Origin of the sequence: Serratia sp. L9 (genome assembly GCF_050632285.1) — a bacterium.
Classification (GTDB): domain Bacteria; phylum Pseudomonadota; class Gammaproteobacteria; order Enterobacterales; family Enterobacteriaceae; genus Chania.
This window is the reverse complement of record NZ_CP192591.1, coordinates 1,883,809-1,909,750: the sequence shown is the minus strand read 5'-3', so window position 1 is coordinate 1,909,750 and position 25,942 is coordinate 1,883,809. Positions and strand designations below refer to the sequence as shown.

Below are 25,942 nucleotides of genomic sequence, written 5' to 3'. Positions count from 1 at the left end.
CGGTTGTGATTAACGAACCGCGCCGTTTAACCAGAATGGCGCGTGGGTAAGAGCCTGTTTACGGCTGGCCTCATACCAACCCTGGCGGCGCTCGGCGACGGCCGATTGCAGTTCGCGCCAGCTTTCAATGTATGGCCCGGTTTCGCTATCCGGGTAGGCACCCGCAAGCAGAATAAACGACAGCACCTGGCGCGTCAGCCGTGGCAACTGCTCCTGATATTCATCTTCATTCAGGCTGCGTGTAAAGGCCTCTTTCAACTCTGCAGCGCTACGGCCCAGCATGATGTCACTGAAACGCTTGAAAGAACCGTCCAGCTTGGCCTGTGATTTAGCATCGATAAATGGCCGCCATGCCCCGGTGATTAGCCACGATGTGAGCGCCAACTTACATTGCAGGTACGCTGCGCTGTAACAAAGCACCTCGGGCTCAGTGGTTTTATCTACCAGCAAAGGTTCCAACGCCGTCAGGCGTGCCCGCAATTCGCTACTCGCCTTACGGGGCACCAAACCACCAAAGATCACCAATGCCTGGCGGATCAGGGCAATCGCCTCCATCACCGTATGGCGCGCCTGCTTGTCACCACGCAGCCACAGCTCTTCATGATACTGCCAGTGGCTCAGCCCCAGTTCAAACGCGGCAACCATACCCTGCTCTACAGTAGACTTAGGCGCAGGTTTCAGTACCGTTAATGGGCATGATTCCCGCCCCACATTGCCCTGTGCCAAGTGGTAACCCCGCGCCGCCTTACTGAGACTGCCCTGACGCAGACCGCCCTGTTCCGCCAGCGCGGTGGCCAAAGCCAGCAAATCACTGGTTTCACCCTGCTTCAGTTCCAGCTCAAGTTCGCATAACGCTTCGGCCAATTCCCCCGCACGGACTTCACCTTGATCGAACCCAATCTCAATCTCGCTCTTACCGTAAGTGACCACCCACTTTTCACGCACGAAATCGGTGCGGAACAGCGGTTGTAACGCCTTTTGCAATTGTGCCAGTTTGCAGCCTTCAGGCCAGATATCAGCCGGGAACTTTTTCAGGGCCAGCGCGGGTTTGCTGATAGCGACGTTATATTCAGGGCGCTGGTGCAAGCCCCCCACCACCGAACCGGCGGTTTTGATGGTCATCTCGTAACTATCATCATAACCGCGGATACGCAGGCCCATATCATGACTGCGCAGGAAGTTGTCGGCAGTTTCATAGTAGATGTTGGTCAGCTTCTGCGCAGCTGAATGCTGATTGGGCCAAGCGCTAAACCGCGCTGGAAGTGTGGCTACCGCTTCAGGGGAAACAATAAATTTAAGTTCTATTTCAACGCTCATAATTCTTTTACACCAATAAGTTAGGCATTCGCGTGAGTCTTCACGACGGCAGAGTCAGCCAGCCGTGCTCAGCTCGACGGCGCACAGTGACGGTATCTTACCCCGATTCCCCCTGCCTTGACTCTGATGACTGCAGAAAAAACCTGTTACGTAATAGAATGCAGTGCAACTCACAGAATCGGCCACAGTAAGATAGTTCTCATTCCGGTTTTAGCGTTGCGCCGTCAGACTGAACGCTCTACTATCGTTCCATAAATTCACACAGAAACGATGAACTAATGCAGAAAATACGCCTGATTTGCCTCGCAGTGCTAAGTTTTAGCATCACTTGGGGCGCACATGCCGAAGATAAACGCTATATCTCCGATGAATTAAATACTTATGTCCATAGCGGCCCAGGTAACCAATACCGTATTGTCGGCACCCTTAACGCCGGTGAAGAAGTCATGCTGTTGAGCGTGAATGACAGTACCAACTATGGTCAGATCCGTGACGCTAAAGGGCGCACTGTCTGGATCCCACTGGACCAGTTGAGCCAGACGCCAAGCCTGCGCACCCAGGTGCCAGAGTTGGAACAACAGGTGAAAACCCTGACCGACAAGCTGGCCAATATCGACAACAGCTGGAACCAGCGCACCGCCGAAATGCAGCAGAAAGTGGCCGCCAGCGACAGCACCATCAGCGGCCTGCAGCAGGAAAACCAGGATCTGAAAAATCAGCTGGTTGTGGCGCAAAAAAGGTCAACGCCGTTAATCTGCAACTCGACGACAAACAACGCACCATTATCCTGCAATGGTTCATGTACGGCGGTGGCGTTGCCGGTGTCGGTTTGCTGCTCGGCCTGTTGCTGCCGCACCTGATCCCACGCCGTAAAAATAACCGCTGGATGAACTGATCTCAATGTTCACAATTTTGGCGCCTGCAGGCGCCATTTTTATTGGCTTCAGCAACCAACGGTTAATTCATGTAGTCTGATAAGAACAGCTATCAATACGCACTCAGGAGCTAAACCTTGCAAATTTACCTGGTCGGCGGCGCCGTCCGTGACAACCTGCTTAATTTACCGGTGTTTGATCACGACTGGGTGGTGGTTGGTGCAACGCCAGACGATCTCCTGGCTCTTGGCTATCAGCAGGTGGGTAAAGACTTCCCGGTCTTCCTCAACCCACAAACTCATGAAGAGTATGCTCTGGCCCGCACCGAACGCAAATCTGGCCAGGGTTACACCGGTTTTACCTGCTATGCAGCACCGGACGTAACCTTGGAAGAAGACCTGCTGCGCCGGGATCTGACTATCAACGCCATGGCACGAAGCGATGACGGGAAATTGGTTGATCCTTATAACGGCAAGGCCGATCTCGATGCACGCATTCTGCGGCATGTCTCCGATGCCTTTGGTGAAGACCCTCTGCGAGTATTGCGCGTTGCACGCTTTGCCGCCCGTTTTGCTCCCCAGGGATTTACCGTGGCCCCAGAGACCAGCGCACTGATGCAGCAAATGGCAGAAAGTGGTGAGTTGGCAACCTTGACGGCAGAGCGAGTCTGGAAAGAGACAGAAAAAGCGCTACAGAGCCAAAGCCCACAGGTTTATTTTCAGGTATTGCGTGACTGCGGTGCGTTGAAAGTGCTGTTCCCGGAGATTGATGCTCTGTTTGGCGTGCCGGCCCCGGAAAAATGGCACCCGGAGATCGATACCGGTGTACATACCCTGATGACGCTGGAGATCGCCACGCAGCTAAGCCCAGAAGTGGATATTCGCTTTTCAGCCTTATGCCACGATCTCGGCAAGGGGTTGACGCCAAAAGAACTTTGGCCTCACCACTACGGCCATGGCCCGGCTGGCGTCAAGCTGGTCGAAGCATTATGCCAAAGGCTACGCGTGCCAAATCCGGTGCGTGAGTTGGCAAAACTGGTGGCCGAATATCACGACCTGATCCACACGGTCTCGAAGCTGCGCCCGGAAACCCTGCTGAAGCTGTTTGATGCTATCGACGTGTGGCGTAAACCACAGCGGCTGGAGCAGATGATCCTGACCAGCGAAGCCGATGCCCGTGGGCGTACCGGTTTTGAAAATAACCCCTATCCACAAGGGGATTACTTGCGCCAAGCCTACCAGGTAGCGAATAAGGTTTCGGTCAAAGAAGTGGTGGAAAGTGGTCTGCAGGGGTTGGCGATACGCGATGAGGTTAAACGCCGTCGTCAGCAGGCGCTGGCCGAATGGAAGAAACAGCAGGATCCTCAGGCCTAAAAAAACCCCGCGATGCGGGGTTCATTGAGCATTCGCTTACATAAATACCATGTAAACCACAGCCGCAACGATAAAGCGGTAGATGGCAAACGGCACAAACGAAATACGCTTGATAAGCTGCAGGAAAGTCTTGATGGCGATCAGCGCTACCACGAAAGCGGTGAGGAAGCCGACGGCAAACATCGGTAAATCATTCAGCGTCAGGAAGTGCAGACTCTTATAAAGATCCAGACCGCTGGCCCCGATCATCATTGGCACCGCCAAGATGAAAGAGAACTCCGAAGCCGCGTAGCGGCTCACGCCGACCAGCATACCGCCCGAAATGGTGGACCCGGAACGGGAAAAGCCCGGCCACAGCGCCAGACACTGGAAGCAACCGATCAAAAATGCCTGACGATAAGTGATGTCATCCAGCCCCACTGCACGTGGATTTTTCGGTTTCAGCCATTCGGCAGCCAACAGCAGGAAGCCCCCGACCACCAACGCGTACATCACATTCTTAGGCTCGAATAACGATTTTATGACATCGTGGAATACCAGCCCCAGAACCACCGCCGGGATCATCGCCAGCAAGATATGGCCCAACTTCAGTTGCCCTGAGGTCTGGCCTTCATGCGGAACCGGTTTGCCACCAAAGTGAATGCCGATCAGGCCAAACAGGCGCCGCCAGAACACCACAACTACCGCCAGAATCGAGCCTAGCTGAATAATTACCTCAAAGGTTTTCGCTTTGTCACCGGTAAAACCCAGCCATTCCCCTACGATAATCATGTGCCCAGTGGACGAAACCGGAAGGAACTCAGTCAGCCCTTCGACTACCCCAAGAACAAATGCCACAAACAATGAATGCATGTCCGCCATCAGCCCACTACCCCATGTCAAATTTAAGGCTACAAACACAAAAAAGCGGCAGTGCTCAATACATTGCCGCTAAAACAGTTCTAGTTACAGACCAGAATAACGATATTTAGTTGCATAGAAATGACAACCTGATCAAGCTGGGCGTGTACCGCGTTCAATAATCACCCCAACACAGTTTGCCTGCGCGACCGCACCTGGCTTGCTGACCTTAATACGTACCCAGGGAGATTTAAAGCGCTGGAGTAAAATTTCAGAAACCTCCTCTGCGACACGCTCCACCAACGCGAAGCGGTTAGGTTGCACGTGCTGGATAACCGCATCACTGATATCAGCATAGCTCAGGCAATCATTCACATCGTCGCTGGCTGCCGCTTTGCGGTTGTCCCACGCCATTTCGATATCGAACACCAGCTTCTGCTGAATGGTTTGTTCCCAATCATAAACGCCAATGGTAGTGATCACGGTAAGCTCTTCAATAAATACGATATCCATCACGTCATTCTCAGTTTTTGGCCTTGCCAGATACCACTTCCGGCGGAATATGCGTATTATCCATAGATGTTACGAGTAAAACGACCATTATTAAACGGAACCGCGTTATGAGTGCTACCGCGCTTGGCATGATTATCTTCGCGTATCTGTGTGGCTCAATTTCCAGTGCGATCCTGGTTTGCCGGATCGCCAGGCTACCGGATCCGCGTGAACATGGATCGGGAAATCCAGGGGCGACTAACGTCCTGCGTATCGGTGGCCGTTTAGCGGCGGCAACGGTATTGGTGTTCGATGTTCTGAAAGGGATGTTACCCGTCTGGCTGGCCTATGAATTTAATGTCCCGCCGCTGTACCTTGGCCTGACGGCGATCGCCGCCTGCCTGGGGCATATCTACCCGGTGTTCTTCCACTTCCGAGGCGGGAAAGGTGTGGCGACGGCGTTCGGTGCCATTGCCCCGATAGGCTGGGATCTTACCGGCCTGATGACCGGTACCTGGCTGCTGACCGTGCTGCTGAGCGGCTATTCTTCGCTCGGGGCAATTGTCAGTGCGTTGATTGCACCGTTCTATGTCTGGTGGTTCAAACCGCAATTCACCTTCCCGGTGGCCATGCTCTCCTGCCTGATCCTGATGCGTCATCACGACAATATCCAGCGCCTGTGGCGTGGGCAGGAAGGGAAAATCTGGGGTAAGTTCCGCAAGAAGAAAGCGGATACGACAGAACCGGAAGAGAATAAAGAAGAGTAATCTGGCCCTGAAGTTTATACCGCTGGCAGCTCTGCCAATGGCCAGCGCGGGCGTACAGAAACGCTCAACTCCGGATTGCCGCCATTTTTCAGCCGTATCATGCCTGCATAGGCAATCATCGCGCCGTTATCGGTGCAGAATTCCGGCCGGGCGTAGAACACTTCACCACCGCGTTTTTTCATCATCTCTGCCATCTTGCTACGCAACGTTCGGTTGGCGCTGACGCCACCGGCCATCACCAGGCGTTTGAACCCGGTCTGTTCCAGCGCACGCTTACATTTGATGGCCAGCGTGTCCACCACCGCCTCCTCAAAGGCTCGGGCGATGTCGGCACGGGTCTGATCATCATTACCGCTGGAACGGATGGTATTAGCGGCAAAGGTTTTCAGACCGGAGAAGCTGAAATCCAACCCAGGCCGGTCGGTCATCGGGCGTGGGAAGGTGAAACGCCCCGCCGTGCCTTGCTGTGCCATTTTGGACAGCATCGGCCCACCAGGGTAATCCAGCCCTAACAGCTTGGCCGTTTTGTCGAAAGCCTCGCCCGCAGCGTCATCTATCGACTCGCCCAGCAAGGTATATTCACCAATACCGGTCACACTGATGAGTTGGGTATGGCCGCCAGACACCAACAGCGCGACAAACGGAAATGCCGGGGGTTGTCTTCCAGCATCGGAGCCAATAAATGGCCTTCCATGTGATGCACCGGCACCGCAGGCACGTTCCAGGCGAACGCCAGCGCACGGCCAATCGTTGCTCCGACCAACAGCGCCCCCACCAGGCCAGGGCCTGCTGTATAAGCTACGCCGTCGATATCGGCTGCCGTCAGATTCGCTTCTTTCAGTGCGGCCTGGATCAGCGGCACGGTTTTACGCACATGATCACGGGAAGCCAGCTCCGGCACCACGCCGCCGTAATCGGCATGCAGTTTCACCTGGCTGTAGAGTTGGTTGGCTAATAAACCGGACTGATCGTCATACACTGCAATTCCGGTTTCATCGCAGGACGTTTCTATACCCAGTACTCGCATTACAGTTCCCATCATCCACGTACGGCCGCCAGTTTATCACAATCGCAGCTATTTACCGCCTGCCTGCTGCACTCAAACAGCCCACATACGCTATGTCAATGATTCACAACGTTGCCTGCCGGGTGATTAAAAACGAGCAATTTTTCCTGATTAGTCTATAATCTCCCGCCTATGCATAAATGCGCGAGTTTGCCGGAACGCGGCATGTTTCAATTTGCTATGGTGCTTTACAAAGCAGCATCCATTGAAGTAAAATTCCGCACCATTTTGAAAAGGCTGGCGCTTGGCCAGCAGCAAACCGAATTCTATTGAGGTGAGAGGCACATGCCGGTAATTAAAGTACGTGAAAACGAGCCATTTGACGTTGCTCTGCGTCGTTTCAAGCGTTCCTGCGAGAAAGCAGGTGTTTTAGCTGAAGTTCGTCGTCGTGAGTTCTATGAAAAACCGACTACTGAACGTAAACGCGCTAAAGCTTCTGCTGTGAAACGTCACGCCAAGAAACTGGCTCGCGAAAACGCACGCCGCACTCGTCTGTATTAATCCTTCGGGGGTAACCCCACCGCGTGATTTTTTCTTTTCCAAGAACACGCAGACCGAGTAGTTGCATACGAAGGCCGTGCTTTCCGAAAGGAATGCGCGGCTTGTTCTCGTTTATAGCAGTCGACTAGGGGCTTATGGCTGGACGAATTCCGCGTGTATTTATCAATGACTTGCTGGCTCGTACCGACATCGTCGATCTGATCGATGCCCGGGTAAAGCTCAAAAAGCAAGGCAAGAACTTTCACGCGTGCTGTCCGTTCCACCACGAAAAAACACCTTCATTCACCGTTAATGGCGAAAAGCAGTTTTATCACTGTTTTGGTTGTGGAGCGCACGGTAACGCCGTCGACTTCCTGATGAATTACGACAGACTCGAGTTTGTCGAAACCATCGAGGAACTGGCCACCATGCACGGGCTGGAAGTGCCTTACGAAGCAGGTACCGGACCGACGCAAATTGAACGCCATCAGCGCCAAAGCCTCTATCAACTGATGGAACAGCTTAGTGCTTTCTATCAACAGTCTTTGCATCAATCCAACGGTGCGCAAGCACGTAATTATCTGCAACAACGTGGGTTGAGTGACGATGTGATCCGCCATTTTGCCATCGGCTTTGCACCTGCCGGTTGGGATAACGCTTTAAAGCGTTTTGGCCGTGATACCGGTAGCCGGGAAGCATTGAACGATGCCGGGATGTTGGTGACTAACGATAAAGGGCGCACCTACGATCGCTTCCGCGAACGTGTGATGTTCCCCATCCGTGACAAGCGCGGGCGGGTCATCGCCTTTGGTGGCCGGGTGCTGGGTGACGGTATGCCAAAATACCTGAACTCACCGGAAACCGAAGTATTCCACAAAGGCCGTCAGTTGTACGGCCTGTATGAAGCACAGCAGAGCCATCCAACCCTGCAGCGTCTGCTGGTGGTGGAAGGCTATATGGACGTGGTGGCGTTAGCGCAATACGGCATTGATTATGCCGTTGCCTCACTCGGAACCTCGACAACAGCTGAACATATTCAGTTGCTGTTCCGCGCCACCGATAACGTTATCTGCTGTTATGACGGCGACAGGGCTGGCCGAGAGGCTGCCTGGCGCGCTCTGGAAACCGCACTGCCTTACCTGAACGACGGGCGTCAGTTGCGGTTTATGTTTTTGCCAGACGGCGAAGACCCGGACACCTTGGTCCGTAAAGAAGGCAAAGACGCCTTTGAACAGCGAATGGAGCTGGCGCAGCCGCTTTCCACTTTCCTGTTTGAAACGTTGATGCCACAGGTCGATTTGAGCAGTCTGGATGGTCGTGCCAAACTAAGTACGCTTGCATTGCCGTTGATCACTCAGGTACCGGGCGAAACGTTGCGTCTGTATCTGCGCCAACAGTTGGGCAGCAAGTTGGGCCTGCTGGATGACAGCCAGCTCGACAAGTTAATGCCCAAACAGGCTGAAAATGCGAATACTTATCAGGCCCCCCAGCTAAAACGCACAACCATGCGTATACTGATAGGATTACTGGTACAGAACCCGCATTTGGCGACGCTTATCCCTTCACTGGAAGGGCTTGAGCAAACCAAACAGGCAGGTTTACCGCTATTTGTTGAGCTGGTACAGACCTGCCTGGCACAGCCCGGTTTGACAACCGGCCAGTTGCTGGAAGTGTACCGTGATAACAAATTCAGCCAACAGCTTGAAACCTTGGCGACATGGAACCATATGATCGTTGAGGACATGGTCGAACAGACCTTTTTAGATACGTTAGCCAGCCTGTATGACTCGGTTCTGGAGCAACGGCTGGAAACATTGATCGCCCAGGCCAGAACACAAGGCTTAAGCCCTGAGGAACGTGAAGAAGTCCGTTCACTGAACCAGGTGTTAGCGAAGAAAAACTGAATACCAAACGGCTTAAGTGCCGATAAATGCTAGGGCAAAGCCCTGCAATATGCCGCTACAGTGGGCCGCGGCAACAATAAAACGCCCCAAATGCTATTGTTGGCGGTTTCGCCGACCGACACCAACCCAAATACTCTGAAGTGTGGATACCGTCTTATGGAGCAAAACCCGCAGTCACAGCTGAAGCTACTTGTCACCCGTGGTAAGGAGCAAGGCTATCTGACCTATGCTGAGGTCAATGACCATCTGCCGGAAGATATCGTCGACTCCGACCAGATCGAAGACATCATCCAGATGATCAACGACATGGGCATCCAGGTGATGGAAGAGGCACCGGATGCCGATGATCTGTTGCTGGCTGAAAACTCAAACAACACGGACGAAGACGCAGAAGAAGCCGCTGCTCAGGTGCTCTCCAGCGTTGAATCCGAAATTGGCCGCACCACCGATCCAGTGCGCATGTACATGCGTGAAATGGGTACCGTTGAGCTGTTGACCCGTGAAGGCGAAATCGACATCGCCAAGCGTATCGAAGACGGTATTAATCAGGTGCAATGCTCGGTTGCCGAGTACCCTGAAGCCATTACCTATCTATTGGAACAGTACGATCGCGTCGAAGCAGGCGAAGCTCGCCTGTCAGATCTGATCACCGGTTTCGTCGATCCTAACGCGGAAGAAGACATCGCCCCTACCGCCACGCACATCGGTTCGGAATTAACGACCGAAGAGCAGAATGACGACGAAGAAGACGAAGACGAAGAAGACGACGCTGAAGACGACAACAGCATCGATCCGGAGCTGGCACGCCAGAAGTTTGCCGATCTTCGCGATCAGTATGAAGCGACGCGTCTGGTGATCAAAAAGAACGGCCGCAGCCACGCCAGCGCAGCAGAAGAGATCCTGAAGCTGTCTGAAGTGTTCAAGCAGTTCCGCCTGGTGCCAAAGCAGTTCGACTTCCTGGTCAACAGCATGCGTACCATGATGGATCGCGTTCGTACTCAAGAACGTATTATCATGAAGCTGTGCGTTGAACAGTGCAAAATGCCGAAGAAAAACTTCGTCACCCTGTTTGCCGGTAATGAAACCAGCGATACCTGGTTCGAAGCGGCACTGGCAATGGCTAAGCCGTGGTCAGAAAAGCTGAAAGATGTGAACGAAGACGTTCAGCGCAGCCTGCATAAACTGCGTCAGATCGAAGAAGAAACCGGTCTGACCATCGAACAGGTGAAAGACATTAATCGTCGTATGTCGATCGGTGAAGCGAAAGCCCGCCGCGCGAAGAAAGAGATGGTTGAAGCCAACTTACGTCTGGTTATCTCGATTGCCAAGAAATACACCAACCGTGGCCTGCAGTTCCTGGATCTGATCCAGGAGGGCAACATCGGTCTGATGAAAGCGGTAGACAAGTTTGAATACCGTCGTGGCTACAAGTTCTCAACTTATGCCACCTGGTGGATCCGCCAGGCAATTACGCGTTCTATCGCCGACCAGGCACGTACCATCCGTATTCCGGTGCATATGATTGAGACCATCAACAAACTCAACCGTATTTCGCGCCAGATGCTACAAGAGATGGGCCGTGAACCCACGCCGGAAGAGCTGGCCGAACGCATGCTGATGCCAGAAGACAAAATCCGTAAGGTGCTGAAGATCGCCAAAGAGCCGATCTCCATGGAAACGCCAATTGGTGATGATGAAGATTCACATCTGGGCGATTTCATCGAGGACACCACCCTCGAGCTGCCACTGGATTCTGCCACCTCAGAAAGCCTGCGTTCTGCAACGCACGACGTCTTGGCTGGCCTGACCGCGCGTGAAGCTAAAGTACTACGTATGCGTTTCGGTATCGATATGAACACTGACCACACATTGGAAGAAGTGGGCAAGCAGTTCGACGTTACCCGTGAGCGTATTCGTCAGATCGAAGCTAAAGCGTTGCGTAAACTTCGCCACCCAAGCCGTTCAGAAGTGCTGCGCAGCTTCCTGGATGACTAAGCCTGTTCTAGACCTGGCTGCATAAAATAGATAGCCCCGATAATTATTACCGGGGCTATTTTTTTGGATACTTCATCCTTCTCCTGATTATTTACTCTTCATTCCCTGGTATCTACTTTTTATTTTAAACCAACGCCACGGGGATCCACTTCGGATCGCCAGGGATTGGGATCAGCCCACTGCTGCTACCATTAACACCAAATACATGTGAATCCTTATGCTCATCGTGGAAGTAAACATAGAATGTTTCTGCAAAACTGAGCATCTCTTCTGTGTTATCCGCTGACTCGCAAGCATCAATATAAATATCCCCTTGATAGTGGTCAGGAATAATTGCCGTGATACTTTGATAGAGCGTATTACCATTAAGATAAAAAGCGGCAGCCTTATCGCCAATCACTGGCAATCCGTTATCCCCCAAAAAGGCCCCATGAGCAATAATAAACAGGTTTTCATCTACAGATAAAGCCGGTAATACATCATGAAACACCTGATAACGACTGCCAAAAACTAACGGACTTTTAATAATGGAACGATTAGCCACCGCAATTAAATTTTCATCATCAGTACACACAATCAGGATCATAGTCGTACCTCATAAGTTAAAAAGTGATTTACACTACACTGTTGGTAACAACCCAGGTATTATTCATTTGCAGCTCAGCATTTAGACTATAAACATTAGGCGGGAATGCCAACTCCTGCGGTTCGGTAATTTCACTGATATCGAGAACCTGACCAGGGATATAATTACCAAATGTGATCCAATATTTTGGATGTGGTGTAAAATTGATATTTAAATTAGGCTGTGCCTGCGCCACGAAAGTGCCAGCCCCTGACATACCAATACCCACAGAAGCCACATTAAGAGGGAGACTGTTATCATGAGCGACATACAGGGTTCCATTGCGACTCCCCTGGCCTTGACTATCAAACAGAAAAGCACCATTTTCATATTTTAACGTTACCTGATTCTGGGTTTTCAAATCCGCAGGCAGCGTCTGTGAAGCATCAAAGCGTACTCCGGGCACTAGCGGCCCCGTTTCGTCCCAGACAAAGCTATAATTGATACTCCAGTCAAATACCACTTTGGTATCTGGGTGTGCGGCCTTGGAGAACCATGCCAATGACATTATGCGCGGATCATCGACATCCGGCAGCGTTTGATAAATACAGGCAGAACCGAAATTTGAAGAGTTGTTTTTAAACGTCACTGAATACTGAGTCATATTGTTCACCTTATAAGTTGGTTGATCTGTTGATCTGTTGATCTGTTGATCTGTTTATTGTTTGCTACACTTTTACTGGCTCACACCTCCTTACTGACAAGAATTACGTGACTTGATTAACCTGATATTACGCATAGTAATACCAAACGTTTGTGTTAATAACTTTGCAGGAATATCCTCTTTCATCGCTATTTGTAAGGCAGCCCTTCTTATCGCGATAAAAACACCCCAGGTAGATGGAATATCCAGATATCCCGATGAATCAGCCTTTTTATACAATTTAAGATAGCTGTGCTGTGGAATATTCACGCCATAAAGACAACTGAATTTATCGAGTTCTTTGGGAAGGTAAATTTTCCGCCCCCCATGAGAATGCAGAATTCTAAATAACACCTCAAACCCACAATAAGCAGCAAACTCCGAGGCAACCCAAGGCATCACCGAGAGAATATTTGTTTTATATCTCTCACAAAAACTGATCAAATGTGATTCACGTTGTGAGCTTTCCAGCGGTAACCCTGAAAATAACTCCAGACACTCATCCAATTTGCCGTGTATATCCTCCATAGCCAGATTATGCATACCACCTCTCCCGAAGAACTTAATTGCTCATGTTGCCAACAACTCATCCCGAATGAGATGATGAGAATAAGTTTTAGCTGAGATAACTAACTTCACACGGGGGAAGTATTCCCCTTTCCGCGTAATGAGTAACAGAGGGGATATAGTGGAAATTGAAATAATTGCATGTAAAGTAATTTAAAAACTATAAATTAACCATCTGAATTAAAAAAACAGACCGTTGTTAAGTTCCTCGGTTTACAATGTCAAAAATAACTCACGGTAGCTTGCTGTAAGCTGCTCTAACGTGGCACGGTTCAACCCGCTCGGGTTAGGCAATACCCAAATTCCGGTTTTACCCAGCATCAAGTCCTGACGCCCCCAGGCAACATTACGGAGACCAAATGCACTGCTGTAGGCCTGTTTCCCCAAGATGGCCAGGATACGCGGCTGGTAACGCAGAATTTTTTCTTTTAGATCCTCGCCACCACTACGCAACTCATCGCGAGACAGTTCACTGGCAGCCACCGTTGGGCGCGCCACCAGAGCGGTGATACCACAACCATTATCTTGCAGTTGTCGCCACTGCTCCGGCGCTAGCTGGTGTTCGGTAAAACCAGCCTGGTGAATCACTTTCCAGAAGCGGTTACTGCCATTGGCAAAGGGATAGCCCTGATGGGCAGAAGAAAGACCTGGATTAATGCCGCAGAACACCACCTGCAGGTTGGGCGCGAGAAGTTCCATAAGTAACAGGGGTCCGTAAAAGGGGTTTAGAGTGGTTATCGCAAAATCCACCTGCAATTACAACAAGCTATAACTGCGCAGAAAAACACCATACGGTTTCACCACTGTAGACCTACGTCCCGTGATTACCGTATAATCCCGCACATTGGCCCTTTAGCTCAGTTGGTTAGAGCACGCGACTCATAATCGCTTGGTCGCTGGTTCAAGTCCAGCAGGGGCCACCAAATAAAACAAGGAGTTAGATGAGAAATCGTCTGACTCCTTTTTCGTTTCATACGAATCGGGTCAGGTAATGGGTCAGGTAAGGAATTGCTTCCCTTCCCTCTTCATCTCGCTGCCAACATCCTCGGATAGTGCTTCGCCACGATATCATTCATCTTTTCTGTCAGATCGTACCGCTTAAAAATGATGTGTGCGGTTCCTTTCTGGAAGTAACGTATACTGAAAAAATCATCTTCGTAGACATCCTTCGAAGGGTTGTCCCGAATATGCTCCATCAACCGTGTAGTGACATCGCCACGGTTGTCGGGTATCGGTTTACCATCGAGCAGAAACAACATTCTCTCCAGGTCCGCTAGTTGATCCCGTCGCCAACCCCAGTTCAAACTAAATCCCCAGCGGTTATGCGTCACCAGATTATTGACGATGATCTTTTTACCAAAGCTGCAGGGACTATTGGTTTTGTAATCCCACGACAGCCCTTTGAAGACATTGATAATGCCACGCTCAAATACATCCATTTTGTTCAGATGTAGCTGCTCAAAAGTACTGAGGATATTCGCCTCGCTGATGGCAGGCAGATCCCCCTCCTCCAGGTTCTTATGCCACTGGTCGCGAGCCTGAGCATCCATCAATGCCATCATGCCAGACTTCAACATCAAATCGCGCCAGATACCGCAGTCAATATTGCGGGTGACGGCAGGCAGCGCTTTATCTACCTTTTCGGTCATCCAGCTATCGTAACGGTGCCCGGCTTTCATCGCCCAGTCTTGCGCTGTGCCACCGCCAATTGCTGAGGTTAGCCGTGAAATCGAATCAAGCTGCTGAATGAGTTGTTCTATCTGTTTCAGTGCGGTATCGCGGCCAGTGACCACACGTTCGATATTGGTCGAAAGAATAAGTTCGTTGTGACCTGTTAACACGTCGGGTTCTGTTTGCATCTTTAATCGTCCATAAAAGCAAACACGCCTGCCGGAAGTGGCAGGCGCATTATGCGATGAATAAAAAGAGAGGAAAGTGCAGAGGTAAAAATCAGGAATGATGCTCGAGGAATTTACGTATTCATTAATCCGGTAGCTCGCTTTGCTCTGAGAATATCGGTAGCGGTCAGGAACGGTGCCTGCTCCTGCCATGTAAACCCTTTGCGGTCAGTGCGTATAAGTTCATAACGTTCCACCAGGAAATTCACCGCATCAGCCAGTGTTATTCCCGCTTCAATATGTTCCTGAATGGCCGCGTCCTCATGGAATGGCGTGTCGTTGAGTGTCAGGCCGTAATGCTGCTCCAGTAGATACGTTAAAAGTTGCTGCCAGACCTGCACAGGTGACAGGCGTGACGAAACCGGCAACGTGGCCGGTACAGTTGAGGTTTGCATGAGTTGAGTCTCATAAAGAAAGGAACGACAGATTTGATGGCTTACAAAGCTAAGTTGATGCAGAGGATCAGTCTTTAACCTGATTTGATGGATAAATTGCGATATATACATACCCATAACTGCCCAGCGTATCGGCTTCACAGGTCAGCCCGTTACGGTACAGCGTGACGCAGTGCGCGCACCGGGGATTCAACTCACCGGAGAGCAGCATCAATTCCATATGTGCGACAAAATGCGGAAAAGCTTCATCCAGATCTCGGGCCTGCATCTCGCTGAACGAACCGTTGAATTCTGCCCGGTCTGCCAGAAAATGCAGACGATGACCTTCCTGCACCAGCCGAGCTCCAAAACACGGTGTGATATCTCGTTTAAGACCCCAGTTTTGAGTAGCATCTTTATTCATAATTTTATTCCTGTTAAAGAAGACCATGCTCCGCGAAGGAGAATATATGTCTGCCGCCTACAATCAGGTGGTCTGGTACCCGGATTTCCACCAGCATCAGCGCCTGTACCAGTCGTTGGGTGATGGCTTTGTCTGCCTGGCTCGGAGCAACCTCCCCTGAGGGGTGGTTATGGGCAAATATCACTGCTGCCGCGTTAAAGTACAGAGCGCGTTTCACCACCTCGCGGGGATGAACTTCAGTGTGACTGAGGGTGCCGGTAAAAAGCGTTTCGTGGGCAAGCAGCTGGTTCTGGTTACTGAGGTACAGCACGACAAATTCTTCACGCTCAAGGGTTCCCATTTTCAGCCTGAGCCAGTCGCGAGCGGCTTGTGTGGAGGTGAATGCCACACCCGGTTCGCGCAGGTGTTGGTCAAGCAGACTGAGGGCACGTTTGATGATGCGCAGTGAGGTCAATGGCAGTTCCGGTGTAAAGAGAGTCAGTTGTTTCTCCATGACAAAACTCCTTAATCAATGATGGCAAGAATGGCATTGTATTCAGGGTGCTGCAGGGCGTAATCACGCAGTCGGTAATAATGCTCTGTCATGGCATCGCACTCCGTACGACAGGCGTGATGGCTGTACTCAATCAGGCAGACAGCAATGCCTGCGGCTTCGCCACTCATTCTCGCGCTATTGCCATTCATATTGTTGAACAACGTCCATTTCTCGTCATCCTCAGATTCGGGTGCCATAAACGCGCCACCGTTGCTGAGTGTGTGGAAATGCCAGATACCGCCGCGGTAGTCTTCGCAGAAACGGTCCATCCAGACGAAGATGCGCGGCTCTAAGGTTATCCACTGTGGGATCGTGCCAAAGTGTTGTGGCCAAAAACCGATGCGCTGCTCATCGGGTACCGGCGTGGCGGTGAGAATTAGCTGTGGCTCGTTATCTGGGGTAAAGGTGTGCATATTCATAGTGTTCTCCGGGAATAAAAACGCCAGCGTGTCTGGCTGGCGTGATGGGAAATAATTAATGTGCGTGCTGCGTGCTCACGGGTTTTGCGTGAGAAATTAATATGCTGATGTCTCATTCAGAATGCCGTACTGTCGGATATACGGGTTAAGCCCGGCTCCGGCGTCTGGTTCAAAATTCCATGCCCGCCAGGCCATCCGGCCTTCGCGATCACGAACGACCAGGCGGAAATGGCTGTGCTGGTCATCTTCAATGGTAATATTGCGGTACGTTGCCGTGACAGCTTCCGCCTGTGCCCGGGTGAAAGGACCCGGTGGCAGTAACACTGACTGGAACATTTCAGGCTCCTGATAAAAGAAAACCCCGGCAGCCTGGTGGCTGTCGGGGTTGGATTGCATGTCGAAAATGAATGTATCAGTCGTTAGTGCAGTCCGCTAACGTTGGCAGGACCTTTTGTGCATTCTGCACATCAGGGTTAAACGTTCCAACTTTCCGGTCATTGACGTAGACCTCGAATCGCGAGGCCTTACGGATATCCATGATGAAGCCGTACCAGGCGTTATCCCCGTTACGCCAGCCCAGGCTGGACGGAATGGCGTATTGCTGATGGTCCATCACCACCGTGATGTCGGTACCGTCATCATGCGAACTGACCGTTTTGTCTCCCGCGAGGGTAAGAAAAACCGAGTGCTGGTAGATACCATTCTGGTCCGGATTGCCCGTACAGTTGATGGTAAACATCTTCCCACTGGCGTCCGTCACGCTGTATTCCGCATTGCCCTGGCCGTAACCCTGCTGCCAGAGTCCGGGAACCGCAGAGGCATTAAAGCTCGCGAGCAGTACGCCTGCCAGTACAAACCGGCTGAGTGAATGTGTTTTCATTCCTGTCTCCTTTATCTTTGTTTTTATTCCTGATTATCAGGATTTGACGGTATCAGCAGCCGCCCCATCAGTTTGCCGTCATGGGAGTATTCGAAGTATTTTTCCTTCGTATACGGGTCCGTGACCTCGTGGTATTCCAGTTTGATATTGTCGGCAATACACAGCGCATTCATCAGCGGCTGCACGGTTTTTTCCTCCATATCCACCAGATAGTAGTAACTGCCGCCCTCGCAACCTTCCGGCGACTGACGGGTACGTAAGACCTGCAGGGTGATACCGGTGGAAAAGCCAATCTGTGTCCATTCCTCACTGACATCATCCTGGCGGCTGACTACGTCACTGAAGCGCGGAGGCGTGAGGTCTTTGAATTTGCTGATGGCTTTCAGGTCATCACTCCTGTCATCGCAGGCGCTCAGCAACAGGGTGGTGGCAACCAGTGCCAGCACAGTGAGTGTTTTACGTTTCATTATTTTTTTCCTGAAATCAGACGAACGACTTTGGCAAAAACATAAATCCCCACGAAAATGCCTACCGGAACACCGACGAACGGCGTCAGCGCAACACTGGCAGCACCGGCTGCGCCACCGCCTGTCAGCAGTGCGGCAACGGTGCCAAGTGTCAGGGCCGTGAGACTGTCGGACACCCCGGTTTTGTTCAGAATGATGACGATGACAACAATGGCGATAATGGCAATTACGGGCATAGGGCTCCTCCCTGTTGCCGGGTTGATAACAAAGCCTGAGCTATTCCGGTGGGCAGTCAGCCGGAACAAACGCAAGCAGTGACTGCTGGATAAAGCGAAAATGGGGTAAGGCCTGAATGAACACCGGGTCTTCTGCCAGACGGCATAGACTGTCATTACGGCGGAACGTCTCCTGCAGGGGTTGAACCAGATGGATTTCATCCAGGGTGAATACGGCAATATGCCCATCGTGTTCGGCCACCAGGTACCAGGCCTGCTGGTGGATGAGCAGCCGACAGGGAGCCAGTCGCTCACAGCGCCGACCCTCTGCAATCAGCATCACCCGCCTGCGCCGCGTGATGGCCTGCACCAGCCGCCAGAAGGACAGCCCGGTGGAGGGCGATGTAACCGGCCCGGCCGGAGCTATCACGCAGGGGGATTCATCGCACATCAGCAGGGTGCTCACCAGACGGCGGTCAAGCCCCGGGAAGAGGCCTGCCACCCCGGTACGGTGCACAAAGGTCAGCACGTCCAGCTCGGCCTGTGGGCCACCCCCGGTCCGCAGACGATAGCAGCCGTTATGGCAGTCCAGGTCGAGGTATATCAGCCGCTCGCGAAAGTCCCTGTACAGGGTGCGGACCGACACGCCAAACTCAGCAGAGAGCCTGCGCATATCCAGCGTTTCCCCCGCGATCAGACGGCTGATTATCAGCGACAACCTGACAGCCAGCCGGTCATGGCGACGTACTGTCGATGGCATGACGGTGTCTCCGTTGTGATTAACTGTCTGAAAGAAGAGCGATTCTAAAGGAGGGGTCTGACAGGGTATGTCCGGGCAGCAGGTATCCGCCAGTCAGCAGGAAATCACGGGTTAATAAGGTCTGCGAAGATTTGTGCTCAGTAAACTGGCAGTCCGCGCCCCGGAAAATGACAGGTTGTGTCACTTGTTAACATCTCCGTAACCAAAAGGGATGAAAAATGTGACCTCACGCAGGCTGAAAGCCGCTGAGCATGGCCTCTGCCATCACCCACAGTGCCCGATTGAGCTTCACATCGCCGTCAATGCCGCGCACCGCACGGGTATGCGTCCGCCCGCCTTTCGCATTACGTCCACTGAGCCCTCCCTTAATCAGGTTTTCCTGCACACGCTGATAGGTGGTCCACAGGTCATTGCTCTCATCCTGCCAGCGGCGCGGGGAGAGTATCTGCGATTCGGTCACGGGCTGATGGTCCTCACCAAAGCGATAGGTGAGCGCAGCCTTTGCTAGTGCCTGCTGCGCGGGAGGCGGCAACAGCAGAGACTGCATGGCATCCCGCTTTTCTTCCACCCTGTCAAAAATCCCCAGCACCTCATAGGCCCCTTCAATCACCTGACTCACCACGTCCCCTTTGTGCGGCACCCTTACTTCACCAAATGACTCGCCGCAGACGAGGCCGTTCTGACACACGGCACGGAATAACCCAGGCAGCATCTGATACGAACTGGTGCCATCGTGAGAGTTGAGCAGGATAATTTCCGGTACCTGCTTACCGGTAATCTGTCCCTCACGACGCAGGCGAAGCATCTGTTTAGTGTGGTCCCGACGGCCGGGGTCACGCACCCGGGTCTGACAGGCAAAGAACGGCTGAAAGCCTTCCCGCTGCAAGCTATCGAGAAGGGAGATTGTCGGTATGTACGTGTATTGCTCACTGCGGGATTCGTGTTTGTCCTCGCTGAATACGCTGGGCACCACCCGAAACAACTCTTCACGGGTTAACGGACGGTCACGACGGATAAGGTTTGCTGCGCCAAAGCGCGAAGCCAGACGGGTCATAGGTAAACTCCTCATTACTGGAAAAATAGATACAGGAAAATCCCGTCACATAAGCGACAGGGCCTGGGGGATCACAGGAAAGGGTTAAATACTCAGAAGAAGAAATCCCAGACGGCGCGGGCCATGGACACCACGGTGGTGCGTACGGCCTGAATGATGGCCCGCACCGGGGCGGGTATCAGGGGAAAGGCACTGACGGTATCAAGCACCACACCAACGGTTTCACCGAAATCGTCTCGGGCCAGCTCCTTTACCTGTTCAGTGCGAAAGGGGCATTGGAGTTGCGCCACAACCGGGCTGCTGGCCTCCCGTGGCAGGCACTTAATCATCTGCTCTGCCATCACCCGTACTCCCCACTGCAGGCGGACCGATATAGCGCACACCGGATGCACGGGCTGGAACAGTTCGTGCAGCATGCAGATTTTACGGCTGATATTTTGTTTCTGCTCTGTGGACAATTTATCTCCACCGCTGCCAGGCTCGGCCTTGTCCGACTGACTGATGACGAACAGCAACTTATGCCGGTATGCCTCACCAATCACCTGTCGGTAAAAATGCTCATCCACCGCCAGTGCCCGGTCATCAGCCTTAATCAGCCACAGCACCATGTCCAGCCGGGGAAGCTGTTCACGGTACAGCGCAACATACTCAGTATCGCGAGCGCCACTTTCGCCTACACCGGGCAGGTCCACCAGTGTCATAAACCGTTCGCCAACCTCAAGGCGAAAGCGCAGGGGTTCTCGAGTACAGGCCACCACATCGCTGACCGGTGATACTTCACCGGCAAACAACGCATTACAGAGTGACGATTTCCCCGCCCCGGTTTTTCCCATAATGCCGATCACAGGTTCATAGTCGGTAAGCAAGTGAATGTGTTTCAGGATTGTGTCAGACAGTTGTGCAGGCAGCACAGCCATCGCCCTGCTGATGACGTTGATGCCTTCTTGTTTATTCATGATTTTTCCAGACATAAAATAAAACAACAACGGCGAACCTGTGGGGTCGCCGTATGGATAGTAGTGTTCGGGAAGATGATATATGTCTGAAATTATTTGGATTACCTGATGTAACTTGGTAGTGAGAACCGCGTTTCATGCATGCCGGTAATAGCCTGTAGCGCCCGGTTTTAGGATCGATGAAGTCGTTGATTAGTGTTAATATTACCGCTAATTTTTCAGCGTTCTGATTCCGTCAATGAATCAACGTATTGGGGGCTCCTACGAGCCAAACGTTTAGAACCTGCAATGCTTAGAATCGATAAGAAAAAAGGAAAATATGTCCAGGCTGACTGATCTAATAGCTAAAGCGAAGGCCAAAGACCCACAGTTGGGCGCTGACCTGGATCGAGAAATCAAGATCCTATCATCACGACTTCCCTTTGGTCTTAATTTCGAACGACATAGCCCTGAAGTTGTTGAGTTGCCATTGCGGCCTATTCGCAAGGGAGACAAGGTTCGCGTTCTGCCGGAGCGTGGCTCACCTAAGAAAGGCGATCAGCGGCTATGGCAGGTGAAAGCCATCAATAAGGCGAAAAAGACCGCTGATCTCGAGTTGCTGGATGCAGCTGATGTCGAGACTCAGACTGTAGCGCTGAACGATCTTGTGGTTATAGCTGAATTTCGTGACACCATCTGGCCAGGTCTGGTCAGTACGGGAAAAGTACAGCGCGGTGGTGATAAGCCTTTTCACTCGGTCATCAATGGCGAAAACTATCATGTGCTGAAAGCGTTAACCTACACGCATAGAGGCAAGGTGGATGCCATTTATATCGATCCTCCGTATAACTCGGGGGCGAAAGACTGGAAATACAATAACGATTACGTTGAGAAGGACGATTTATATCGCCACAGTAAATGGTTGGCCTTTATGGAACGCCGCTTGTTGGTAGCTAAAGAGTTACTAAATCCTGCCGACTCAGTTCTCATCATCACTATTGATGAGAAAGAATATTTACGACTTGGGCTATTACTCGAACAAGTGTTCCCAGAGGCTAGTATTGAGATGATAACGTCTGTGGTAAATCCCCGTGGTCGTCATCGCCCAAGAAGGTTTGCCCGGTCGGACGAATATGTCTTTTTTGTTCTGTTTGGAAACGCAACAGTTGGACAAGAGTTAGATCCAGACTTTGCCGGAGGCAGCCAAGTTCCATGGAGGACCCTGAGACGAAGTGACGCTGCGTCGGCACGAGGTAAGCCAAAAGGCGGTACGGCTCAATTTTATCCGATCTACGTAAACAGCAATGGAGAAATTGAAGAAATAGGTACGCCACTACCGCATGGAATTCCACGTAATACAGTCCCAGAACGTGAAAATTGTGTTGCAGTATTTCCAATACGCGACTCAGGACTTGAAATGAACTGGGGATTAACCTCTTCAGCTCTTAAGGCAATCCACGCTAAAGGCTATGTACGCGTTGGTCGCAGCACGCCTAATAAGCCACAAAAATGGGAAATATCATATCTGACATCTGGCAAAATAGATGATATAGAGGGCGGGCGTGCGACTATTGTTGGGCATAATTCTGATGGAAGTGTTAAAGCGGAATACATTGCGGATAAGTTGAAGACGCCAACGTCAACTTGGATGAGAATCTCTCACAATGCAGAAACAGGTGGAACAAACCTGCTGAAAGCTCTGTTGCCTGATCGTCGATTTCCTTTCCCAAAATCACTGTATGCAGTTGAAGATGCACTCCGTTTTTTTATTTCAGCAAAAAAAATGCCGTAGTAGTAGATTTCTTCAGTGGCTCAGGAACAACAGCCCATGCAGTAATGCGTCTGAACAAACAGGATGGTGGTCGCCGCCAGTGCATCTCCGTCACGAACAATGAAGTCGCTGCCAGCGAACAAAAACAGTTGCGCGAACAGGGTTTACGCCCCGGAGATCCCGAATGGGAAAAATGGGGGATCTGTGATTACATCACAAAGCCGCGTGTACAGGCCGCTATAACAGGCAAGACACCTGAAGGAGAACCGATTGATGGCGACTATAAGTTTATCGTCGAGTTCCCAATGTCTGAAGGCTTTGAGGAAAACGCTGAGTTCTTCACCCTGACCTACGAAGCTGAGAAATCGGTTAGCTACAACCTAGCATATGCGCGCATTGCGCCGTTGCTGTGGCTACGTGCAGGCGCACGCGGCAAACGTATTGACACACTGCCCGCGGAAGGATGGGTAGTAACTGATGCCTATGGACTGCTGTCAGCGGTTGATCAGGCTACACCTTTCATTGACGCTATTAGCGATGCAAGTGAAGTGCGCGTGGCCTTCATCGTCACCGACGATGATCGGCACTTCCAGGCTGTCACCAGGCGTCTGCCAAAAGGTGTTGAGCCGGTACGTTTGTACGAATCGTACCTGACCAATTTCAGCTTCACCAGTGGGGAATTAACAGAATGAAGTTCACTCTAAAAGACTATCAGCGCGATGCGGTGCGTGATTCGCTGGTGAATCTCAGAAAAGCTCGCCGTTACTGGCATAACGAAAATGACAAGAGCGCCTTCTCTTTAACGGCAGTGACCGGTGCGGGTAAGACCGTCATGGCTGCCGCTGCGTTTGAAGCATTGTTTCATGGCGACGACGAATTTAATTTCGATGCCGATCCCGGCGCGGTAGTGATCTGGTTCAGTGACGATCCTGCACTGAACGAGCAAACCCGCTTTCGCTTGATGGAAGCCAGTGACCGTATCAACTACAACGATATGGTGGTGGTTGAACATCCTTTCAGTCGACGCAAATTTCAGGCTGGAAAAATCTATTTCCTTAACACGCAGAAGTTTGGCAAAAAAGCCTGCTGGTGCGCGGGTTTGATGATAAAGGCGGGCTTTTCGAAGCAGCCCCAGATGCACAGGCTTATACGCTGTGGGATACCATCCAGAACACCATCGAAGACCCGGATCTGACACTTTATTTGGTACTGGACGAAGCGCACAGGGGGATGGGTTCGTCAACGACTTCCAGCGAAGCAGCTAAAAGTACCATTGTACAACGGCTCATTAATGGTTCGGCTGGAGTGAAGGGTATTCCAGTAGTGTGGGGGATCTCCGCCACAGTTGAACGTTTCGACAAAGCCATTGCCAACGCTGGCCATCATGTCAAACTGCCGAATGTGATGGTTGACTCGGCTAAGGTGCAGGAATCGGGACTTATCAAGGACGATATCATTCTTGGTGTACCAGATGAAGCCGGTGACTTCGATACCGTGTGGGTACGCCGTGCTGCCGACAGACTCAGGGAAGTGACCGATGCCTGGGCAGAGTATGCAAAACAGCAGGAAACTGTGCGCGAAGTAGTGCCGCTGATGGTATTCCAGGTACCCAATACGCCTGACCCGAATGAAGTGGGGCGTTGGCTGGATACGCTATTCTCTCGTTACCCCGAATTGCCCGTTGACAGTGTTGCTCATGTTTTCGGTGAACATACCACACAGCGTTTCGGCCAACACCAGGTACCTTATATTGAACCGCAGCGGGTGCAGGAATCAACCTGGGTGCGTGTACTGATTGCTAAAGATGCCATCAGCACTGGCTGGGATTGCCCGCGTGCCGAAGTAATGGTTTCCTTCCGCGCTGCTACCGACAGGACGCATATTACGCAATTGCTGGGGCGTATGGTGCGTACTCCACTGGCAAGACGTATTCCGGGTAATGAGCGCTTAAACTCAGTAGAATGCCTGCTGCCCAAGTTTAATACTAATACCGTGAGAGATGTCGTCAATACCTTGTTTAAGGGCGATGATACCTCTCCTCCGAGCGGACGCATCCTGGTTAACCCTGTGGAGATGAAGCCTAACCCGGCGGCTTCAGCTTCCGTATGGGAAGTATTTGAAGCGCTACCTTCGCAAACCCGACCACAGAAAGGAGCCAGACCCGTCAGACGCCTGACTGCGCTGGCACAGGAACTGGTTGATGACAGCATTCTTGATGGGGCAGTCAGAAAAGCCCATGCTGCATTGCACACTGTCCTGGACAAGTTCCAGACAGAAAATGCTGAAAAAATCAAAAACAAGCGCAATGCAGTGCTCGTTGTGGATGGTAAGACTGTGGTTGCCAGCCTGAAGAACAAAGCAATGACCTTCAACGAATTCTGGGAGGAGGCGGACGTAGCGGTGATTGATGACGCCTACCGGCGTGCAGCTCGAATCTTCAGCCCGGATGTTTCACGTACCTATGTCGAATATCTGGCCGATAAGGTCGCGGATCGAGAAGAGGATGCAGAGGAGTACCTGGAGGCAATCATGGAAGCTCGTGTGACCGTTGCTGGCCTGGGACTGGTGATGGAGGTGCAGGATTACTTCGATGCCGAGGCCGATAAACTGGCGAAGGCGTGGCTGGCCGAGTACACACCGCAGATCAAGTCTTTGAAAGATGAGCGTAAAGAGGCTTACCGTCAAATCGTCGAAATGAGTACCGAACCGCAGGATGTGGATCTGGTCAGACCGGAGAACAAGTTTGAAATGACCAAGGTGCGTGAAGGTGAGAAGGAAACTGACCTTCCAGTCTGGAAACACCATTTGTTGTGCGACGAAAGCGGAAACTATCCGGCTCAGTTGAACCATTGGGAAACCAAGGTTTTTGAGATCGAAACCAAACGTGAAGGATTTGCTTTCTGGTATCGTAATCCACAGTACACAGGGCAGTCGTCACTAGGAATCGCCTATGTTGAAGCCGAACAGTACAAGATTGTTCGTCCCGATTTCCTGTTCTTTGCCAAACAGGATGGCAAAATGGTTGTGGACCTGGTAGATCCACATGGCCTGCATCTGGCTGATGCTTTGCCCAAACTGAAAGGGCTGGCATTGTATGCTAAGCATCATTCTGATGTTTACAGACGAATCGAGTCCGTCGCCGAAGTGAAGGGCAAATTACGGGTATTAGATTTGAAACGACAGGATGTGCAGGATGCTGTTGCTATCGCTGAAAATGCAGAGACGTTATTCAGTAGCGGACTCGCTGATGACTATCAGTAGCCTAT

General features: G+C 51.6%; 28 protein-coding genes, 1 tRNA gene and 2 pseudogenes. 11 read left to right on the top strand and 20 right to left on the bottom strand.

What is annotated here, in order from left to right:
• Nucleotides 1-9: 9 nt before the first annotated feature.
• Nucleotides 10-1,317 carry a CYTH domain-containing protein gene (locus ACQ86O_RS09110; RefSeq protein ID WP_431224962.1) on the bottom strand — a complete coding sequence of 436 codons (1,308 nt, stop codon included), beginning with the start codon at nucleotides 1,315-1,317 and terminating at the stop codon, nucleotides 10-12.
• A gap of 278 nt (nucleotides 1,318-1,595) precedes the next feature.
• On the opposite strand from ACQ86O_RS09110, the pseudogene ACQ86O_RS09105 reads away from it, so the two are divergent.
• Together ACQ86O_RS09105 and ACQ86O_RS09100 are read left to right on the top strand one after the other, a co-directional pair.
• Nucleotides 1,596-2,212: pseudogene (locus ACQ86O_RS09105) on the top strand (TIGR04211 family SH3 domain-containing protein).
• Between the two features lie 117 nt (nucleotides 2,213-2,329).
• Complete coding sequence (locus ACQ86O_RS09100; protein WP_431224961.1) at nucleotides 2,330-3,565, top strand: multifunctional CCA addition/repair protein; 1,236 nt, start codon at nucleotides 2,330-2,332, stop codon at nucleotides 3,563-3,565.
• A gap of 36 nt (nucleotides 3,566-3,601) precedes the next feature.
• On the opposite strand, the gene bacA is transcribed toward ACQ86O_RS09100, so the two are convergent.
• Nucleotides 3,602-4,426 carry an undecaprenyl-diphosphate phosphatase gene (gene bacA, locus ACQ86O_RS09095; RefSeq protein WP_431224960.1) on the bottom strand — a complete coding sequence of 275 codons (825 nt, stop codon included), beginning with the start codon at nucleotides 4,424-4,426 and terminating at the stop codon, nucleotides 3,602-3,604.
• 132 nt (nucleotides 4,427-4,558) lie between these two features.
• Complete coding sequence (gene folB / locus ACQ86O_RS09090) at nucleotides 4,559-4,918, bottom strand: bifunctional dihydroneopterin aldolase/7,8-dihydroneopterin epimerase (RefSeq protein WP_431224959.1); 360 nt, start codon at nucleotides 4,916-4,918, stop codon at nucleotides 4,559-4,561.
• A gap of 107 nt (nucleotides 4,919-5,025) precedes the next feature.
• On the opposite strand from folB, the gene plsY reads away from it, so the two are divergent.
• On the top strand, nucleotides 5,026-5,664 hold the full coding sequence (gene plsY / locus ACQ86O_RS09085; protein ID WP_431224958.1) for a glycerol-3-phosphate 1-O-acyltransferase PlsY: 639 nt from the start codon (nucleotides 5,026-5,028) through the stop codon (nucleotides 5,662-5,664).
• Between the two features lie 14 nt (nucleotides 5,665-5,678).
• Here plsY and tsaD read toward each other — a convergent pair.
• Nucleotides 5,679-6,691, bottom strand: a pseudogene (gene tsaD / locus ACQ86O_RS09080) (tRNA (adenosine(37)-N6)-threonylcarbamoyltransferase complex transferase subunit TsaD).
• 324 nt (nucleotides 6,692-7,015) lie between these two features.
• Here tsaD and rpsU point away from each other — a divergent pair.
• From rpsU to rpoD, 3 genes are all read left to right on the top strand, one after another.
• Nucleotides 7,016-7,231: a 30S ribosomal protein S21 gene (rpsU, locus tag ACQ86O_RS09075; protein WP_001144069.1), complete on the top strand. Its 216-nt coding sequence runs from the start codon at nucleotides 7,016-7,018 to the stop codon at nucleotides 7,229-7,231.
• Nucleotides 7,232-7,365: 134 nt separating this feature from the next.
• Entirely contained in the window at nucleotides 7,366-9,114 is a 1,749-nt protein-coding gene (dnaG, locus tag ACQ86O_RS09070; protein WP_431224957.1) for a DNA primase, read from the top strand.
• 156 nt (nucleotides 9,115-9,270) lie between these two features.
• Entirely contained in the window at nucleotides 9,271-11,109 is a 1,839-nt protein-coding gene (gene rpoD, locus ACQ86O_RS09065; protein ID WP_431224956.1) for an RNA polymerase sigma factor RpoD, read from the top strand.
• 124 nt (nucleotides 11,110-11,233) lie between these two features.
• Here the strand turns inward: rpoD and ACQ86O_RS09060 are convergent, their stop codons facing one another.
• From ACQ86O_RS09060 to mug, 4 genes are all read right to left on the bottom strand, one after another.
• Nucleotides 11,234-11,695 carry a hypothetical protein gene (locus ACQ86O_RS09060; RefSeq protein WP_431224955.1) on the bottom strand — a complete coding sequence of 154 codons (462 nt, stop codon included), beginning with the start codon at nucleotides 11,693-11,695 and terminating at the stop codon, nucleotides 11,234-11,236.
• Nucleotides 11,696-11,723: 28 nt separating this feature from the next.
• The gene (locus ACQ86O_RS09055; RefSeq protein ID WP_431224954.1) at nucleotides 11,724-12,338 is read right to left on the bottom strand and encodes a protein rhiA; all 615 of its coding nucleotides are present in this window, start codon (nucleotides 12,336-12,338) and stop codon (nucleotides 11,724-11,726) included.
• A gap of 90 nt (nucleotides 12,339-12,428) precedes the next feature.
• Nucleotides 12,429-12,920 (bottom strand): hypothetical protein, encoded by a 492-nt coding sequence (locus ACQ86O_RS09050; protein ID WP_431224953.1) that lies wholly within the window; start codon nucleotides 12,918-12,920, stop codon nucleotides 12,429-12,431.
• 237 nt (nucleotides 12,921-13,157) lie between these two features.
• A complete protein-coding gene (gene mug, locus ACQ86O_RS09045; protein ID WP_431224952.1) occupies nucleotides 13,158-13,643 on the bottom strand; it encodes a G/U mismatch-specific DNA glycosylase in 486 nt (161 codons plus the stop codon).
• A 147-nt stretch (nucleotides 13,644-13,790) separates the two neighbouring features.
• Here mug and ACQ86O_RS09040 point away from each other — a divergent pair.
• Nucleotides 13,791-13,867: transfer RNA gene (locus ACQ86O_RS09040), tRNA-Ile, on the top strand.
• Nucleotides 13,868-13,969: 102 nt separating this feature from the next.
• Here ACQ86O_RS09040 and ACQ86O_RS09035 read toward each other — a convergent pair.
• The 12 genes from ACQ86O_RS09035 to ACQ86O_RS08980 form a co-directional block, all read right to left on the bottom strand.
• Entirely contained in the window at nucleotides 13,970-14,803 is an 834-nt protein-coding gene (locus ACQ86O_RS09035; protein WP_431224951.1) for a DUF4942 domain-containing protein, read from the bottom strand.
• A 113-nt stretch (nucleotides 14,804-14,916) separates the two neighbouring features.
• Nucleotides 14,917-15,237 (bottom strand): TA system toxin CbtA family protein, encoded by a 321-nt coding sequence (locus tag ACQ86O_RS09030; protein ID WP_159679994.1) that lies wholly within the window; start codon nucleotides 15,235-15,237, stop codon nucleotides 14,917-14,919.
• Between the two features lie 67 nt (nucleotides 15,238-15,304).
• Nucleotides 15,305-15,640, bottom strand: coding sequence for a type IV toxin-antitoxin system YeeU family antitoxin (locus ACQ86O_RS09025; protein ID WP_431224950.1), 336 nt, complete (start codon nucleotides 15,638-15,640; stop codon nucleotides 15,305-15,307).
• A 13-nt stretch (nucleotides 15,641-15,653) separates the two neighbouring features.
• Nucleotides 15,654-16,133: a RadC family protein gene (radC, locus tag ACQ86O_RS09020; protein WP_431224949.1), complete on the bottom strand. Its 480-nt coding sequence runs from the start codon at nucleotides 16,131-16,133 to the stop codon at nucleotides 15,654-15,656.
• 11 nt (nucleotides 16,134-16,144) lie between these two features.
• The gene (locus ACQ86O_RS09015; RefSeq protein WP_431224948.1) at nucleotides 16,145-16,594 is read right to left on the bottom strand and encodes an antirestriction protein; all 450 of its coding nucleotides are present in this window, start codon (nucleotides 16,592-16,594) and stop codon (nucleotides 16,145-16,147) included.
• A gap of 96 nt (nucleotides 16,595-16,690) precedes the next feature.
• Nucleotides 16,691-16,930 (bottom strand): DUF905 domain-containing protein, encoded by a 240-nt coding sequence (locus ACQ86O_RS09010; protein ID WP_431224947.1) that lies wholly within the window; start codon nucleotides 16,928-16,930, stop codon nucleotides 16,691-16,693.
• Between the two features lie 76 nt (nucleotides 16,931-17,006).
• Nucleotides 17,007-17,474, bottom strand: coding sequence for a protein YfjT (gene yfjT / locus ACQ86O_RS09005; RefSeq protein WP_431224946.1), 468 nt, complete (start codon nucleotides 17,472-17,474; stop codon nucleotides 17,007-17,009).
• 23 nt (nucleotides 17,475-17,497) lie between these two features.
• The gene (locus ACQ86O_RS09000; RefSeq protein WP_431224945.1) at nucleotides 17,498-17,941 is read right to left on the bottom strand and encodes a YfjS/YafY family lipoprotein; all 444 of its coding nucleotides are present in this window, start codon (nucleotides 17,939-17,941) and stop codon (nucleotides 17,498-17,500) included.
• Nucleotides 17,941-18,177, bottom strand: a complete 237-nt coding sequence (gene ypjK / locus ACQ86O_RS08995) for a protein YpjK (RefSeq protein ID WP_042015432.1) — start codon at nucleotides 18,175-18,177, stop codon at nucleotides 17,941-17,943. The genes ACQ86O_RS09000 and ypjK overlap by 1 nt, the downstream gene beginning before the upstream one ends.
• 40 nt (nucleotides 18,178-18,217) lie before the next feature.
• Nucleotides 18,218-18,916, bottom strand: a complete 699-nt coding sequence (locus tag ACQ86O_RS08990; RefSeq protein WP_431224944.1) for a WYL domain-containing protein — start codon at nucleotides 18,914-18,916, stop codon at nucleotides 18,218-18,220.
• 226 nt (nucleotides 18,917-19,142) lie between these two features.
• On the bottom strand, nucleotides 19,143-19,970 hold the full coding sequence (locus ACQ86O_RS08985) for a DUF932 domain-containing protein (RefSeq protein WP_431224943.1): 828 nt from the start codon (nucleotides 19,968-19,970) through the stop codon (nucleotides 19,143-19,145).
• A gap of 92 nt (nucleotides 19,971-20,062) precedes the next feature.
• The gene (locus ACQ86O_RS08980) at nucleotides 20,063-20,926 is read right to left on the bottom strand and encodes a GTPase family protein (RefSeq protein ID WP_431224942.1); all 864 of its coding nucleotides are present in this window, start codon (nucleotides 20,924-20,926) and stop codon (nucleotides 20,063-20,065) included.
• A gap of 319 nt (nucleotides 20,927-21,245) precedes the next feature.
• Between ACQ86O_RS08980 and ACQ86O_RS08975 the strand changes: the two genes are divergently transcribed.
• The 4 genes from ACQ86O_RS08975 to ACQ86O_RS08960 are packed head-to-tail and all read left to right on the top strand — an operon-like array spanning nucleotide 21,246 to nucleotide 25,937.
• Nucleotides 21,246-22,697 (top strand): DNA methyltransferase, encoded by a 1,452-nt coding sequence (locus ACQ86O_RS08975; RefSeq protein ID WP_431224941.1) that lies wholly within the window; start codon nucleotides 21,246-21,248, stop codon nucleotides 22,695-22,697.
• A gap of 44 nt (nucleotides 22,698-22,741) precedes the next feature.
• Nucleotides 22,742-23,368 carry a hypothetical protein gene (locus tag ACQ86O_RS08970; RefSeq protein ID WP_431224940.1) on the top strand — a complete coding sequence of 209 codons (627 nt, stop codon included), beginning with the start codon at nucleotides 22,742-22,744 and terminating at the stop codon, nucleotides 23,366-23,368.
• Nucleotides 23,365-23,871, top strand: a complete 507-nt coding sequence (locus ACQ86O_RS08965; protein WP_431224939.1) for a DEAD/DEAH box helicase family protein — start codon at nucleotides 23,365-23,367, stop codon at nucleotides 23,869-23,871. Before ACQ86O_RS08970 ends, ACQ86O_RS08965 begins: the two co-directional genes overlap by 4 nt.
• Nucleotides 23,766-25,937: a type III restriction endonuclease subunit R gene (locus ACQ86O_RS08960; RefSeq protein WP_431224938.1), complete on the top strand. Its 2,172-nt coding sequence runs from the start codon at nucleotides 23,766-23,768 to the stop codon at nucleotides 25,935-25,937. Before ACQ86O_RS08965 ends, ACQ86O_RS08960 begins: the two co-directional genes overlap by 106 nt.
• Nucleotides 25,938-25,942: the final 5 nt, after the last annotated feature.

Bases quoted from the DNA above. Each gene is read 5' to 3' on its own strand.
- radC (WP_431224949.1), bottom strand. From the start codon at position 16,133: ATGGAGAAACAACTGACTCTCTTTACACCGGAACTGCCATTGACCTCA.
- ACQ86O_RS09025 (WP_431224950.1), bottom strand. From the start codon at position 15,640: ATGAATAAAGATGCTACTCAAAACTGGGGTCTTAAACGAGATATCACA.
- plsY (WP_431224958.1), top strand. From the start codon at position 5,026: ATGAGTGCTACCGCGCTTGGCATGATTATCTTCGCGTATCTGTGTGGC.
- ACQ86O_RS09000 (WP_431224945.1), bottom strand. From the start codon at position 17,941: ATGAAACGTAAAACACTCACTGTGCTGGCACTGGTTGCCACCACCCTG.
- ACQ86O_RS09010 (WP_431224947.1), bottom strand. From the start codon at position 16,930: ATGTTCCAGTCAGTGTTACTGCCACCGGGTCCTTTCACCCGGGCACAG.
- ACQ86O_RS08970 (WP_431224940.1), top strand. From the start codon at position 22,742: ATGCGTCTGAACAAACAGGATGGTGGTCGCCGCCAGTGCATCTCCGTC.
- folB (WP_431224959.1), bottom strand. From the start codon at position 4,918: ATGGATATCGTATTTATTGAAGAGCTTACCGTGATCACTACCATTGGC.
- ypjK (WP_042015432.1), bottom strand. From the start codon at position 18,177: ATGCCCGTAATTGCCATTATCGCCATTGTTGTCATCGTCATCATTCTG.
- ACQ86O_RS09015 (WP_431224948.1), bottom strand. From the start codon at position 16,594: ATGAATATGCACACCTTTACCCCAGATAACGAGCCACAGCTAATTCTC.
- ACQ86O_RS09110 (WP_431224962.1), bottom strand. From the start codon at position 1,317: ATGAGCGTTGAAATAGAACTTAAATTTATTGTTTCCCCTGAAGCGGTA.
- ACQ86O_RS08965 (WP_431224939.1), top strand. From the start codon at position 23,365: ATGAAGTTCACTCTAAAAGACTATCAGCGCGATGCGGTGCGTGATTCG.
- ACQ86O_RS09030 (WP_159679994.1), bottom strand. From the start codon at position 15,237: ATGCAAACCTCAACTGTACCGGCCACGTTGCCGGTTTCGTCACGCCTG.
- ACQ86O_RS09050 (WP_431224953.1), bottom strand. From the start codon at position 12,920: ATGCATAATCTGGCTATGGAGGATATACACGGCAAATTGGATGAGTGT.
- rpsU (WP_001144069.1), top strand. From the start codon at position 7,016: ATGCCGGTAATTAAAGTACGTGAAAACGAGCCATTTGACGTTGCTCTG.
- dnaG (WP_431224957.1), top strand. From the start codon at position 7,366: ATGGCTGGACGAATTCCGCGTGTATTTATCAATGACTTGCTGGCTCGT.
- rpoD (WP_431224956.1), top strand. From the start codon at position 9,271: ATGGAGCAAAACCCGCAGTCACAGCTGAAGCTACTTGTCACCCGTGGT.
- ACQ86O_RS08975 (WP_431224941.1), top strand. From the start codon at position 21,246: ATGTCCAGGCTGACTGATCTAATAGCTAAAGCGAAGGCCAAAGACCCA.
- ACQ86O_RS09035 (WP_431224951.1), bottom strand. From the start codon at position 14,803: ATGCAAACAGAACCCGACGTGTTAACAGGTCACAACGAACTTATTCTT.
- bacA (WP_431224960.1), bottom strand. From the start codon at position 4,426: ATGGCGGACATGCATTCATTGTTTGTGGCATTTGTTCTTGGGGTAGTC.
- mug (WP_431224952.1), bottom strand. From the start codon at position 13,643: ATGGAACTTCTCGCGCCCAACCTGCAGGTGGTGTTCTGCGGCATTAAT.
- yfjT (WP_431224946.1), bottom strand. From the start codon at position 17,474: ATGAAAACACATTCACTCAGCCGGTTTGTACTGGCAGGCGTACTGCTC.
- ACQ86O_RS08990 (WP_431224944.1), bottom strand. From the start codon at position 18,916: ATGCCATCGACAGTACGTCGCCATGACCGGCTGGCTGTCAGGTTGTCG.
- ACQ86O_RS09060 (WP_431224955.1), bottom strand. From the start codon at position 11,695: ATGATCCTGATTGTGTGTACTGATGATGAAAATTTAATTGCGGTGGCT.
- ACQ86O_RS08980 (WP_431224942.1), bottom strand. From the start codon at position 20,926: ATGAATAAACAAGAAGGCATCAACGTCATCAGCAGGGCGATGGCTGTG.
- ACQ86O_RS09055 (WP_431224954.1), bottom strand. From the start codon at position 12,338: ATGACTCAGTATTCAGTGACGTTTAAAAACAACTCTTCAAATTTCGGT.
- ACQ86O_RS08985 (WP_431224943.1), bottom strand. From the start codon at position 19,970: ATGACCCGTCTGGCTTCGCGCTTTGGCGCAGCAAACCTTATCCGTCGT.